Genomic DNA, 13,163 nt, shown 5'->3' with positions numbered 1-13,163 from the left:
TGCATAAAAAAACCCAAGTTCTAGAACTTGGGTTTTTGAATTTTTATTGAAAGATAGATTATCTTACACCTATTGAGGTAAAATCGTTTTGATCTTTAACAATCCATTCAGAATTGTCAGCATCTGTACCTGCACTTGCAGTCCAATCAGCATTACCTTGAGTTATTGAAGCTTTTCTAATTAAAGTGTGTTCTTTAGTTCCGTCTGAAACCCCAGCAACAGCCCAAGCACTTCCTGGATCTTCTCCTATATTACCTACTACATCTATAACAGTACCACTTTTTAATAAAGCGATAGCGTCGTCTCCATTAAAGTAAGTTACAGTAGAAGTAGTTCCTCCTGAACCAGTAATAGCAGCATCAGAAGCTCCTCCATTATAAATTACAATTACTTCACCGTCAGCTAAGGTACTTTTAATGGTGCTTAAATCGATTGTGTTACCCACAGTAGCTGAACCATTACCATATAATCCAACAGTATAGTTAGTTAAATCTACGTCAGCACCTGTGCCATTATAAATCTCAATATATTTATTATTACTACTACCTTCTGCATATTCAGAGATATATAAATCAGCATCACCAGTAGAACCACCTCCACCACAAGTAGTATAGTCTTCTGTAAAGTTAACATCAGTTTCATTTCTTAAATAGATTTGAACTCCATTAAAGTCAGACATTACTCCTGTAATTGTTCCTTTTTTATCGCTTACGTTATTGCTTGCAAAAGAAGCATCATTTCTAACATACGTTATTAATGGAGTACCATCACATTCAGCAATTAACTCATTATTACCACTATATGTTTTAGTGTTGTCTTTGAACTGTACACCTTCAATTTGTACTAACTTTCCTTGGTAGTCTCCTGTTAAAGCCTGTGCTATGGTAATTATTTCAGGAGTAGGTAGTGTTCCAGCTGTTGTGCTAAGGATATTAGATGGAGAAACGTTTAACTGTAATAAGCCATTATACTCACTTAATTTAGCTCCGCCAACTGCAATTTCTATTTCGTCTCCTAACTTTAAATCGTAAGCATCACTAAAACGTAAAGCAATACCAGCTGTTGCATCTTGAGCAAAAGCATTTTGATTTGAAATGTTATCTGTAGAAAGGTCTGAAGTAATTACAAGCTTTAATTTTAAGTTTTGAGTTACTGTAGTTTCACTACCAGCATATAAAGCCTTAACTTCTGCTAAAGAAGCTTCAGTAGGGTTGTTGTTACAACCGTATTCTTCAGTAAAGTTAACGTCATTAGTATCTCTTATGAATAACTGGTAATCACTTCTAAATTTATTTAAAATAGCAGTAACACTTCCTTTTTTATCAGGAATAGGGTATGCTTTAAAAGTAGCAAACCCACTTGTTCTCATAATAATAGACTCAAAAGTTTCACAACTTGTAAAGTATCTGTTTACAGAAGAAGTATTATTTGGATCTGGATCAGCATAGGTTAATCCTTTTTCTTGAGATTGTAAACCTTCAATTTTAACTAACGTATTGATATGGTTATCAGTTAAGTCACCAATTGTTAAAGTAGTTGGTACGATATCTACGATTTCAGTAGATCTTTCAATATGGTTAAGGTATTCATTGGTGTCAATTCTATCAGTACTGTTTCCGTTTAAACTACCTATTTGAAAAGATGCAAAGTATTTACTTAAAGCAAGACCTTTTAAGTTGATGTAAACTTTTCTACCTACATTGTAACGAGCACTTAAATTGGTATCATCTATTTTTACCTCTAAACCTACAGTTGGGTTTTCTGGTTTGTCTTGAATAGTTAAAACTTTAAAGAAGTTACCTTCTCTATCATCAGAAATTACATAACCGTATACAGTTGTGTCATCAGTAAATTCTACTGGAGAACCATTGTACAAAGCAATGATTTCATCTAACGATTTTAAATTAGCGTACTCTTTGTCTGCTCCCATTGTTGGTAACTCAAAGTCGTTGTTATCAACACATGAAACAGAAATTGCAATAAATAAAATTGCAAAAATCTTATATAAGTTTATTTTTTTCATTTTGAATGTTTTTTTAGAATCTATAGTTTACGTTTAAGAAATAAGTAGTACCTCTACCGTACCAGTATTTGTTTCCGAAAGAAGGCGTTCCGTTAGCGTTATCGTCGCGTAGCTCACGGTAATTAGCATTTCTTCCTTGTTCGAAACCTCCTGTTTTATATTCTTGGTTGAAAATGTTATTTATACTAGCAAATAACCCGATGTATTTATTATCACCTACTTTCCAAGATTTTCCACCGATAGCGTTTACAACGAAATAATCATCAAATTGCTCTTGTTGTAACAGTTTTCTAGCTAGTACAGGATCGTAGTCTAAGAAAAGGTCACCATCTTCATTAATGAAGTTGCTAGTTCTTCTAATAGGAGAAACATCCACAAAAGCTTCGTCTAAATAGTTAACTGTAGCTCCGAACCACCAGTAATCAGGGTCACGATATTCAAAACCAAAAGAGTACGCTTTTTGTGGTTCAGCTGCAATTCTGTAATCTTTTAATGAAGCAGTCCCCATATCTCTTTTACCGTTAACGAACCCTTGAGCAGAAGCATTTTCAGTAGTAATAACAAGGTTTGGGTTGTTGTTATAAGTGTACTGACCAATATTAGCCGCTCCTTTTAATTTAATTGTTGAAGTAACTTGTGCTTCAATACCTAATTCTACTCCAAAATGTCTTTTATCGATACCTGTTAAAATTTCTTGGATAAACGCAGAGTTATCACCTCCAATACCATCAGCAAAGAAGAAAGAAATTTCAGTAGCATCTTGAACATCGGTAAAGTATCCTGTTACTTTTGAAGTGATTAATGGACTTCTAAAAATATAACTTACATCTCCTGATAAAATCTTTTCACTATTTAATTCAGCAACATCAGCAACTGTTACATTGCTTGCTCTTGAGTTAGCAAAAGAGTTTCGTAAAGATGGTGCTTTTGTAATATAACCTCCGTTTACATCAATTAAATGACGACCAGAAATTTTATAAGTAACTCCAGCTTTTGCTCCGTAGTTAAAGAAATCTAACTTATCAGATTTTCCGTAAGAATTTGTAGGGAAATATCCGTTTTGGAATAAACCTTCTCTTTGATGTGTAGTGTTGTTTGCTTGTCCAGCTACGTAAAAGTCAATATTACTGTATTTAAACTGTAATTGAGCAAACCCTCCATATACTTCAGAGTCGAAGTTGTAGTTGTACTTAAAGCGATCACCTAACCCTACAGTCCTGCTTGGAGTTAATAAGTTACTTTGTTGTTGGTCAAAAGTACTGCCAAATGTATTTACATCTAAATATCCTATTGCTCCTAACATATCTATAGGAGTAGCAAAATTTTCAGATCTTAATGTTCTATATTCAGCACTAGCTGTTAACGTAATATTTTCATTTAATTCAGAAGATAAAATCATGTTAGCAGTTAATTGCTTATCATCATTTCTGTCTTCATATAAAATAGCACGTGCATTTTCAGGACTTCCTTCGTTTCCAAAATATAATTCGTTCCAGTCAATTTGACCATCATTTTGGAAGCCGGTTAAGGCTTTGTATGCATTTTCATAATCAGGTCCGTTAGGGTCTGATAAATACCAACTTGGTAATTTTCTGTAGTATGTAGGATCTGGATTGTTGGTTCCATTATAATCTAAACGACTGTTTCCTATTTCACCAAATTGATAACCAATATTTGTATTTAAGGTTGTGTTGTCAGAAAGGTTCCAATAGTGGTTTAACATTATAATTGGCTCGTATAATCTTTTCACTCTTGAGTTTCTCATTTTTCCATTTTGATACCCCCAGTAAGAGTTATAACGAATTCCTCTAATATCAAAAACTTCTTGAGTGTTTGGAGATGATTTTCCTCTCTCGTTTTCAGCAGCGATAACAGTTAAATTTAAACTGTGCGCATCGTTGATTTGTTTTTCAATAGATAAAAAGATTGAGTTAGCATCATAAAAAGTACCGTCAACATACCCTTCGTTACCAGCTCTTCTACTACCAGAAGCAGCTATTGCCCATCCGTTAGCTAATAAACCAGAAGTATAAGTAGCCATTAAACGATGACTGTAACTTCTGTTAGAAGAAGCGTATGAAATACGTCCACCCTCACTGTACTCAGAAGCTCTTGTGTTGATGTTGGTAGAACCTAAAACTCCCCCAAAAGCATAGTTAGATGGTGTTAAACCATTACTAAATTCTTGGTTACGAAACACATCGTTTAAACCTCCCCAGTTACTCCATTGAGGTCTTCCGTTGTATAACTTGTTCATTTCAATACCATTAATCAAAACTTTACCGTTTTCAGAATCTAAACCGCGAACTCTGTAAAAAGAACCACTCCACTCAAAAGCAGCTGTACGTAAATAAACGTCTCTAGAAGCTTGTAGTAATCCAGAAATGTTGTCTGCAGCACTAGTGTCGTCATTCAACTCATCATCCGTAATGGTGATAGTACTTAAATCTTGATCTTCAGATATATCTTCGTACATGAAGATAGTACCTAAGTCTACTGTTTTTCCAGATAATTCTACCGGAAAGTTTTGGGTTTCATACCCACTTAATGATACCGTTACAATTTGTCTTCCGTCTGGTAAACCAGTTAATGTAAAAGCTCCGCTAGCGTCAGTAACACTAGAAACATTAGCAATTTTTACACTTACAGAAACACCTTGCATGGGATTTTCAGAATCGCTGTTTATTACGATCCCCTTTACAACATTCTGCGCATTTAAGCTTGTAAAGCCTAAAAACAACAACAACATTGTCATCGTAAAATTTCTCATAAATGATTGTTTATAAAATATTTAAATTTGTTAACTCCTCTGATTCTATTAAAAACCAAAGGGTGACAAAATTAAGAAATTTCTGATTATGTTTAAGTTAAGGGAGTATTATTAATAAATAAATTATAAAACAATAAAAAATAGACATGAAAAATTGTTTTATTTTTGCAGGGTAAAATTTATTAAATGAGAAATATAGCTACACTTTTAGTTTTAATTTTTGTTGGTTTTTCTACTTACGCACAACAAGAGGGAAAGAAATATAAAATTAGAACTGTAGGGTTTTATAATTTAGAAAACCTTTTTGATACTGAAAATGATCCTGATAAAAACGATGAAGCAAGTCCTATCATGGAAATGAAGGGAGATAAGGAAGAGGTTTATTGGGATAAAATAGATAAACTTGGCGAGGTAATTTCACAATTAGGAGAAGAAAAAGCGAACACAAGCCCTGCAATTCTTGGGGTTGCTGAAGTTGAAAACAAAAAAGTTTTAGAAGATTTAGTTGCTTCTGAAAGATTAAAAAAGAAACGCTATAGCATTATCCACTTCGATTCACCAGATAAAAGAGGAATTGATGTAGCTCTTTTATACCAACCAAGATATTTTAAACCAATACACTTTGAGGCTTTTGACCCAAATATTTATGATCAAAATTATAAAGTTCATACACGAGATATTTTATTGGTGTCAGGTTATTTAGATGATGAGTTAGTTCACGTTATTGTAAACCACTGGCCTTCTCGTAGAGGAGGAGAAGCTAAAAGTAGACCGTTACGTGAAAAAGCGGCTTACAAAGTGAAGCAAATTATCGAAAAGATTAAAGAGAATGACCCAAACCCGAAGGTGTTAATTATGGGTGATTTTAACGACGATCCTATCAATTCTAGTTTTAAATCGGTTCTACAAACCAAGAGTAAAAAGAAAAATGTAAAAGAAGGAGATATTTACAATCCGTATGAAGATATGTTCCGTCGTGGATTTAATACGTTAGGATATAGAGATAATATTAATTTATTTGATCAAATTATGTTTACCTCTCCTTTGCTTGATAAAGAAGATAAGAAGGATTTTAGTACTTATAAAATGTTTAAGTCAGGGATTTTCAATAAGCGTTTTCTAACTGAAAAGAAAGGTCGATATAAAGGATATCCTTTTAGAAGTTTTTCTTACGGAAGATATACAGGAGGATACAGTGATCACTACCCAGTATACATGTACTTAATTAAAGAAGATAAATAATAGAAAAGGCTTGCAATTGCAAGCCTTTTTAATTTTTACATATATCGTTTAAATAGTTGTTCATTCTTAATTGAAATAAAGTGCCTTTTAAAAGATCATCAATTTGCCACAATTCAATTGCAGAAACTGCCATACTAACTTTGTTAGAAGGTGTTTGAAGTAGAATAGATCTACAGTCTTTACCTCTCTCGCAAGTGCCACAATTTCTCTGAAGTTTTGAGTCGGTGACTTTATCTAAGAATAACTCTATTTCTGGTTCTGTTAAGTGAAAACCAACATCTCTAAATATTAATTGAACCAAGTTAGACTTGTTTTCTTCCCAGTAAAAAGAAACACCTATGCTGTTGTCGTATATTTTAGTAATTCCGTCCATAACCATATTTATTTGATAACAAATATAAAAGTTTATTTGGAATTATTCTAAATAATAAAAAATAAGAATTTTACTATTTCAAATCTTTTAACATGAGTTGAATAGATGTATATCCATTCCAAGTGTTCTCGTCTAAAGTGTAGGCAATATCAAAATCGTTTTGTGTTGACGTTATTTTATCTCCCAAGCCAAACCCAATTGCATTGTATGTTTTTTGATCAGTACCATAAATAATATTCAATTTTAAATGACTACTGTCAGCTCCAACTTGTTTTCCGTAGCCATTATCCCTAACGGCAGTTGTGGTAAAAACAGGTTTCATGTTTTGTGGGCCAAACGGAGCCATTTGTTGGATGATGCGGAAAAACTTCGGAGTAATTTCTGATAAATCAATCTCAGCATCAATAGTAATTTCTGGAGTTAACAAGTCTTTATCAATGGTGGCTTTAACTACTTCTTCAAACTTATTTTTAAAGTTTTGATATTGCTCAGGTAACAAGGTTAACCCCGCTGCATATTTATGTCCGCCAAATTGTTCGATAAACTCAGCGCATTCTTCTAAAGCATTATATACATCAAATCCTTTTACGGAACGAGCTGAGGCAGCTAATTTTTCACCACTCTTAGTAAAAACCAACGTAGGTCGATAGTAAGTTTCGGTTAAACGAGAGGCTACAATACCGATGACTCCTTTGTGCCAACTTTTATCAAAAACAACTGTGGTGTAATTTTCTTGTTCGTTGTTATTTTCAATTTGTACTAAAGCTTCTTGGGTAATTGCTTTATCTAGTTCTTTTCTGTCTGAATTAAATTTTTCAATAGCTGAAGCAAACTCAATCGCTGAATCAAAATCCATTTCGGTTAACAATTCAACAGCATAGTTTCCGTGTTTCATTCGTCCAGCTGCATTGATTCGCGGAGCGATGATAAAAACTACATCAGTAATGGTAAGTTCTTTTTTTTGTAACTGGTGAATAATAGCCTTAATACCGTTTCTAGGTTGTGAATTGATGACTTGTAATCCGTGATACGCTAATACTCTATTTTCACCAGTCATCGGAACGATATCTGCGGCAATTGCGGTGGCAACTAAATCTAAATATGGAATTAAATCTTCAATCGTTTGATTTCTTTTTGAAGCTAAGGCTTGAATCAATTTAAAACCAACACCACAACCGCAAAGCTCATCATAAGGGTAGTTACAGTCTACTTGCTTAGGGTTTAAAACAGCCACAGCTTTTGGAACTTCACTTCCAGGTTTATGATGGTCGCAAATAATAAAATCGATATTTTTTTCAGTAGCGTAGGCAACTTTATCAATAGCTTTAATTCCACAGTCTAAAGCTATGATAAGCGAAAAACCATTGTCTTCAGCAAAATCAATCCCTTGAAAAGAAACTCCATAGCCTTCATCATAACGATCAGGAATATAGGTTGCAATATTAGGGTGAATTGTTTTTAGGTAAGAAGACATCAAAGAAACAGCCGTAGTTCCGTCAACATCATAATCACCAAAAACCAAGATATTTTCGTTGTTAGTAATAGCTCTTTCTATACGTTGTACTGCGAGCTCCATATCCTTCATTAAAAAAGGATCGTGTAAATCGCTCAATGATGGACGAAAAAATAGTTTCGCTTCATCAAAAGTTTCAATACCGCGTTGCACCAAAATTTTAGCCAAGGTAGTATCTATAGCTAAATCTTTGGCTAATTGTTTTACTTTAGTGGTATCTGGTTGCGGTTTTAGTGTCCAGCGCATAGCAATTTGATCAAAAATAAATTAGTTGTTATTTAAATGAATAGCGGTAGTTACATCAGCAAATTTTCTAAACATTTCCATAACGCCACAGTACTTTTCAATTGATAAATCTACTGCCTTGTTAATTTTTTTCTCGTCTAAATCACTTCCGTAAAAATGATAATCCACTAAAACTTTATGGTAATATTTTGGATGCTCTTCGGTTAATTCACCAGTAACAACAATTTTAAAATCATCAATTTTTACACGCATTTTTTCTAACATAGGAACGATGTCTAAACCAGAACAACCTGCTAATGAAGAAAGCATCATGGCTTTAGGTCGTAACCCAGTATTATTTCCTCCATGTTCTTCAGAAGTGTCAATTACGATTGAATGCCCACTTGGGTTGTCGCTTTCAAATTGCATGTTTTCTTTCCAAACGGTTGTAACTGTGTTTGTTGCCATATCTTGATAATTTTTTGTTTATTGCATCAATAAGCCGATGCGTATTTCGACTTATGTGTTTAAATAGTAACACAAACTTACAGTAAAAAGTTAGTATTAAAAACTTAAAAAATAAAACTATGCCTTTAGTAACTCCTTTAGATCCAAATCATGATGCAGAAACAAAACAGTTGTCTGATTTTTATAATGAAACCTTAGGTTTTTGTCCGAATTCAGTGTTAACCATGCAACGACGACCAGAAATTTCCATAGCATTTATCAATTTAAATAAAGCGGTAATGGCTAACCACGGTCGCGTAACTTCTGCTTTAAAACGGATGATTGCTTGGGTAAGTAGTAATGCTACAGGTTGTCGCTATTGTCAAGCTCATGCTATTCGTGCAGCAGAACGTTATGGTGCAGAACAAGAACAATTAGATAATATTTGGGAGTATAAAACACATCCAGCATTTTCTGATGCGGAACGTGCTGCGTTGGACTTTTCATTGGCAGCTTCGATGGTTCCAAATATGGTAGATGAAAAAATAAAAGAAGAGTTGTATAAGTATTGGGATGAAGGTGAAATAGTTGAGATGCTGGGAGTGATTTCTCTCTTCGGATATTTGAATAGATGGAATGACTCTATGGGAACAAGTATTGAAGAAGGCGCTGTTGAAAGTGGAGAACAGTATTTAGGAAAACATGGTTGGACTCAAGGGAAGCATATATAAAAATAAAAGCTCGCATTTGCGAGCTTTTTTATTAAGTATTTAACTGAATTATTTTTTTAATAAATCTCTAATTTCAGCTAATAATTCTTCTTGACTAGGTCCTTTTGGAGCTTCTGGAGCAGGTTCTTCTTTTTTCTTCATTGCGTTTACAGCCTTCACAATCATAAACATAACAAAGGCAACAATAATAAAGTCGATAACATTGGTTAAAAATTCACCGTACATTACAGCAACTTCTCCTGTTACTTTTCCAGCTTCATCAGCAACACCATCTTTAATTACATATTTTAAGTCTTTAAAGTCAGCATTGAATAATAAGCCAATTAATGGAGAAACGATTCCTCCTGTAAACGAAGCAACTACTTTGTTAAAAGCAGCACCCATTACAAAACCTACTGCAATGTCAACTAAATTACCTTTCATTGCAAAGTCTTTAAACTCTTTAAGCATTCCCATATATTTGATTTTAATAGTTAATTGAATTGAAAAGTATAAAAAAATTAGCGTTTTACCAATCTTTTTATACGTTGCGATAAAGCAGTAAGTATTTCATACGGAATAGTTACACTCTTGTGAGCCATATATTCCACATGTTGTTGATGGTTGAAAATTATAACTTCATCTCCTTCGTTACAATCAATTTTTGTAACATCAACCATAATCATATCCATACATACATTTCCGATAATTGGAGCTGGTTGATTGTTGATGAAAACAAATCCATTCTTATTACCTAATCTTCTCGAAATACCATCCGCATGACCAATAGGAATTGTGGCACTTCTAGTGGTTTGATTCGCAACAAAAGCTCTATTGTAACCAACTGTTTCACCAGGCTGAATCAAGTGAATTTGAGAAATGATAGATTTTAACGTATGGGTGTTTTTTAATTGAGCGGTTTCTTGCTCATCGTTTCCAAATCCGTACAATCCTATTCCTAAACGAACCATATCAAATTGCGCTTGTGGGTAATTGATAATTCCAGAAGTGTTTAAAATATGAATCATAGGTTCGTAACCTAAATGCTTGTATGCTTGTTTTACTATGTAGGCAAAGTTGTTAATTTGTCCAACCGTAAAATCTCGTTCATAAGGATCTTCACTAGCTGCTAAGTGAGAGAAAATAGATTCTACTTTAACGTTGTTTGATTTTTTTAGTTCTGCAATTAAAGCAGGAACATCAGTATGCCAAAATCCTAATCTGTTTAATCCAGTATTAAATTTTATATGAATAGGGTAATTCATTAAAGGAGTTTCATCGGCTAGTTTCATAAAAGCATCAAATATTTTGAAACTATACAAACTAGGCTCAAGTCGATATTTTACAATTTCCTCTAAATTCTGAATTTGTGGCAGCAACACTAAAATAGGAGTTGTTATTCCTGCTTCACGTAAAGCAATTCCCTCATTTGAATATGCTACTGCAAAATAATCAACTTGATCTTGTACGATTTTGGCAATTTCTACAGATTCACTTCCATAGCCATACGCTTTAACAACCGCTAAAATTTTGGTTTGAGGTTGTAGTTTTTGTTTAAAATAAGCAAGATTGTGTAGTACAGCTTGCGAATCAATTTCTAAAACGGTAACGTGATTGTTATTCATTATTGGTGTCTTCTTCTTTATTACGAGCTTGTTGCTCTTTCATGGCTTTGTAATATGCAGCTCTACTTAATGGTTCGTATTCTTGGGTTTCACCTAAAAATACTAAGTCATCACTTTGTGCTTTTCTATAACTATAGTGGGCTAAATTTCCTGTACGAGTGCAAACAGCATGTACTTTGGTAACATATTCAGCAGTAGCCATTAATGCAGGCATAGGGCCGAATGGTTTTCCTTTAAAATCCATATCTAAACCAGCAACAATAACACGAACTCCTCTATTAGCTAAATCGTTACACACGGCAACTATTTCATCGTCAAAAAATTGCGCTTCATCTATACCTACCACATCAACATCGTTAGCTAATAAACGAATGTTAGAGGATGCAGGAACTGGTGTAGAACGAATTCTATTTTCATTGTGCGATACTACTTCTTCGTCATCATAACGAGTATCAACTGCAGGTTTAAAAATTTCAACTCGCTGTTTAGCAAATTGAGCACGTTTAAGTCTACGAATTAATTCTTCGGTTTTACCCGAAAACATTGAGCCACAAATTACCTCAATCCAACCAAATTGTTCTGTGTGATTTACTGTATTTTCAAGAAACATTTTGTAATTTTAAGCTCTAATTATTGATTTTTGTATTACTTTCGAACGAGGAACAAATTTATTAAATTTTAATAGCAAAAATTCAAATCAAACGACAACTTATGCACAAAAAACTAGCATCAGATTTAACCAGTTTAGCACACAGTATCTTACAAATGAAAAATAAAGAAGATGTGTTTGAGTTAAAGCAAAAGGCATATGAAGTTTACGAAAAACTTTCGGTTTTAGCGTATGTAGAAGAGTATATAAATAATACTCCTAATCCATTAAAATCTAAAGAAGAGTTGTTGCAGGATATAGTGTTGGCTGAAGAAAAGCAACAAGAAGAAGTTTTGGCTAATAATTCATCAGTAAAAGAAATAGTTGTTCCTGATGCAAAAGAAGATACTACAGAGGTTGTTGAAGAGGAAGTAAAAGAAGCTGTTCAAGAATTGAATGTAGAGAAATCTGTAGAAGAACCTATAGAAAAGGAAAGAGCTGTTCATCATTTAGAAGAAGCTCTAAAAGAAGAGTTAGAGCAGGAAGCAGATGAAATAGCGGATAAAATTATTGAAGCGATAGAAGAAGAAACGATTATAGAAGAAATCATAGAACAACCTTTTGATGAACTAGAAGTGTTATTGCATGGTGATAGCGATGTGAAAAATGACCCAAAGGATGTTGGAGAACGAAAAACACCAACTCTAGAAGATGAATTGCAAGACACTATTTCGGTAGATGTAATGACCGATTTGTTTACGAAAGTAGAGCCTAAAAAAACGGTAAATGACTATTTTCAAAAAACAATACAAATTGATTTAAACGATAGAATTGCTTTTGTAAAACATTTATTTGATGGTGATCAAAACGATTTTAATAGAGTTATTTCTCAATTAAACACATTTAAAACAGAAAAAGAAGCGAAAAAGTTTATCACTAAAATGATAAAACCAGATTATGATTGGTCAGCTAAAGAAGAATATGAAAACAGGTTATTAGAAATCATAGAAAGAAGATTTGCATAAGAAAGCATAAACATTTGTTTATAAATAAGCAAAAAGCCATCATCTTTATAATTAAAAGGTGATGGTTTTTTTATGTTAAAAAATATAGTAGAACCTGACTTAATTAAGGGTTTTTCCCTGAAAAAAAATAGCGATTAAAAATAAGTTCAAAGCTCCGCAAGATTTAAACCACTTGTAGGACGATAATTCTCTTATGGGTAAAAACCCTTTTTTATGTAAAGTATAAGGATTTTAGGTTGTTAAACCTATGTTAAATGCTTAATTTTACATCGGCTCAAGCTCCTTAGGTTGAGTTCTTACCTCTTAAAAATTGGACGGCCCTCGCACCTCTCTTAAACACTATTACGTGTTACCTCTCTTAAACTTAAAATAGTTATTTAATAACCTTTCAAAAGATATTTTACAACCAATATAATTTTTGTTGGCTAGATGAGTAACCCTTTTAATTGTATAAATTAAAGAATAATACTATGTAAAATATTACAATATGTTGCTTAATGAAACACAACCTGTCTGTTGGCAGACGAGGTTTAACACGTTAAAAAAATGCATTACTAAAAATTTAAAAAGATGCCGAAATAGTATGGCGGGGTTTCTTGTCGTACTTTTTTTATTTTCAAT

Annotated in this window: 11 protein-coding genes; 3 read left to right on the top strand and 8 right to left on the bottom strand. The window is 33.2% G+C overall.

Translation table 11 applies throughout. The features are described from left to right. Nucleotides 1–58: 58 nt before the first annotated feature. Together AC3VI6_RS04660 and AC3VI6_RS04655 are read right to left on the bottom strand one after the other, a co-directional pair. The gene (locus AC3VI6_RS04660; protein ID WP_497705326.1) at nucleotides 59–2,023 is read right to left on the bottom strand and encodes a DUF5689 domain-containing protein; all 1,965 of its coding nucleotides are present in this window, start codon (nucleotides 2,021–2,023) and stop codon (nucleotides 59–61) included. A 13-nt stretch (nucleotides 2,024–2,036) separates the two neighbouring features. Beyond that, on the bottom strand, nucleotides 2,037–4,793 hold the full coding sequence (locus AC3VI6_RS04655) for a carboxypeptidase-like regulatory domain-containing protein (protein ID WP_497705325.1): 2,757 nt from the start codon (nucleotides 4,791–4,793) through the stop codon (nucleotides 2,037–2,039). A 186-nt stretch (nucleotides 4,794–4,979) separates the two neighbouring features. On the opposite strand from AC3VI6_RS04655, the gene AC3VI6_RS04650 reads away from it, so the two are divergent. Then, nucleotides 4,980–6,035 carry an endonuclease/exonuclease/phosphatase family protein gene (locus AC3VI6_RS04650; RefSeq protein WP_497705324.1) on the top strand — a complete coding sequence of 352 codons (1,056 nt, stop codon included), beginning with the start codon at nucleotides 4,980–4,982 and terminating at the stop codon, nucleotides 6,033–6,035. Between the two features lie 28 nt (nucleotides 6,036–6,063). Here AC3VI6_RS04650 and AC3VI6_RS04645 read toward each other — a convergent pair whose 3' ends face one another. The 3 genes from AC3VI6_RS04645 to AC3VI6_RS04635 all read right to left on the bottom strand — a co-directional run bounded on the left by AC3VI6_RS04645 (nucleotide 6,064) and on the right by AC3VI6_RS04635 (nucleotide 8,614). Then, on the bottom strand, nucleotides 6,064–6,408 hold the full coding sequence (locus AC3VI6_RS04645; protein ID WP_408036943.1) for a hypothetical protein: 345 nt from the start codon (nucleotides 6,406–6,408) through the stop codon (nucleotides 6,064–6,066). 73 nt (nucleotides 6,409–6,481) lie between these two features. Then, entirely contained in the window at nucleotides 6,482–8,167 is a 1,686-nt protein-coding gene (gene recJ, locus AC3VI6_RS04640) for a single-stranded-DNA-specific exonuclease RecJ (protein WP_497705323.1), read from the bottom strand. A 21-nt stretch (nucleotides 8,168–8,188) separates the two neighbouring features. After that, entirely contained in the window at nucleotides 8,189–8,614 is a 426-nt protein-coding gene (locus AC3VI6_RS04635) for an OsmC family protein (protein ID WP_497705322.1), read from the bottom strand. Between the two features lie 119 nt (nucleotides 8,615–8,733). Here AC3VI6_RS04635 and AC3VI6_RS04630 point away from each other — a divergent pair, with 119 nt between their 5' ends. Continuing rightward, nucleotides 8,734–9,324 (top strand): carboxymuconolactone decarboxylase family protein, encoded by a 591-nt coding sequence (locus AC3VI6_RS04630; protein ID WP_497705321.1) that lies wholly within the window; start codon nucleotides 8,734–8,736, stop codon nucleotides 9,322–9,324. Nucleotides 9,325–9,372: 48 nt separating this feature from the next. Here AC3VI6_RS04630 and mscL read toward each other — a convergent pair whose 3' ends face one another. Genes mscL through AC3VI6_RS04615 form a run of 3 tightly spaced genes read right to left on the bottom strand, consistent with a single transcriptional unit; the run spans nucleotide 9,373 to nucleotide 11,538 of the window. Beyond that, nucleotides 9,373–9,774 (bottom strand): large-conductance mechanosensitive channel protein MscL, encoded by a 402-nt coding sequence (gene mscL, locus AC3VI6_RS04625; RefSeq protein ID WP_274635303.1) that lies wholly within the window; start codon nucleotides 9,772–9,774, stop codon nucleotides 9,373–9,375. Nucleotides 9,775–9,824: 50 nt separating this feature from the next. After that, nucleotides 9,825–10,928 carry an alanine racemase gene (alr, locus tag AC3VI6_RS04620; protein ID WP_497705320.1) on the bottom strand — a complete coding sequence of 368 codons (1,104 nt, stop codon included), beginning with the start codon at nucleotides 10,926–10,928 and terminating at the stop codon, nucleotides 9,825–9,827. Beyond that, complete coding sequence (locus AC3VI6_RS04615) at nucleotides 10,921–11,538, bottom strand: thymidine kinase (protein ID WP_274635301.1); 618 nt, start codon at nucleotides 11,536–11,538, stop codon at nucleotides 10,921–10,923. Before AC3VI6_RS04615 ends, alr begins: the two co-directional genes overlap by 8 nt. Before the next feature lie 101 nt (nucleotides 11,539–11,639). Here AC3VI6_RS04615 and AC3VI6_RS04610 point away from each other — a divergent pair, with 101 nt between their 5' ends. Continuing rightward, complete coding sequence (locus AC3VI6_RS04610; protein WP_497705319.1) at nucleotides 11,640–12,542, top strand: DUF8457 domain-containing protein; 903 nt, start codon at nucleotides 11,640–11,642, stop codon at nucleotides 12,540–12,542. The last annotated feature ends 621 nt before the right edge of the window (nucleotides 12,543–13,163 follow it).

Source organism: Tenacibaculum sp. TB-56 (assembly GCF_059716275.2).
The sequence above is the reverse complement of the archived record's forward strand: the minus strand, read 5'-3'. Positions and strand labels throughout refer to the sequence as shown.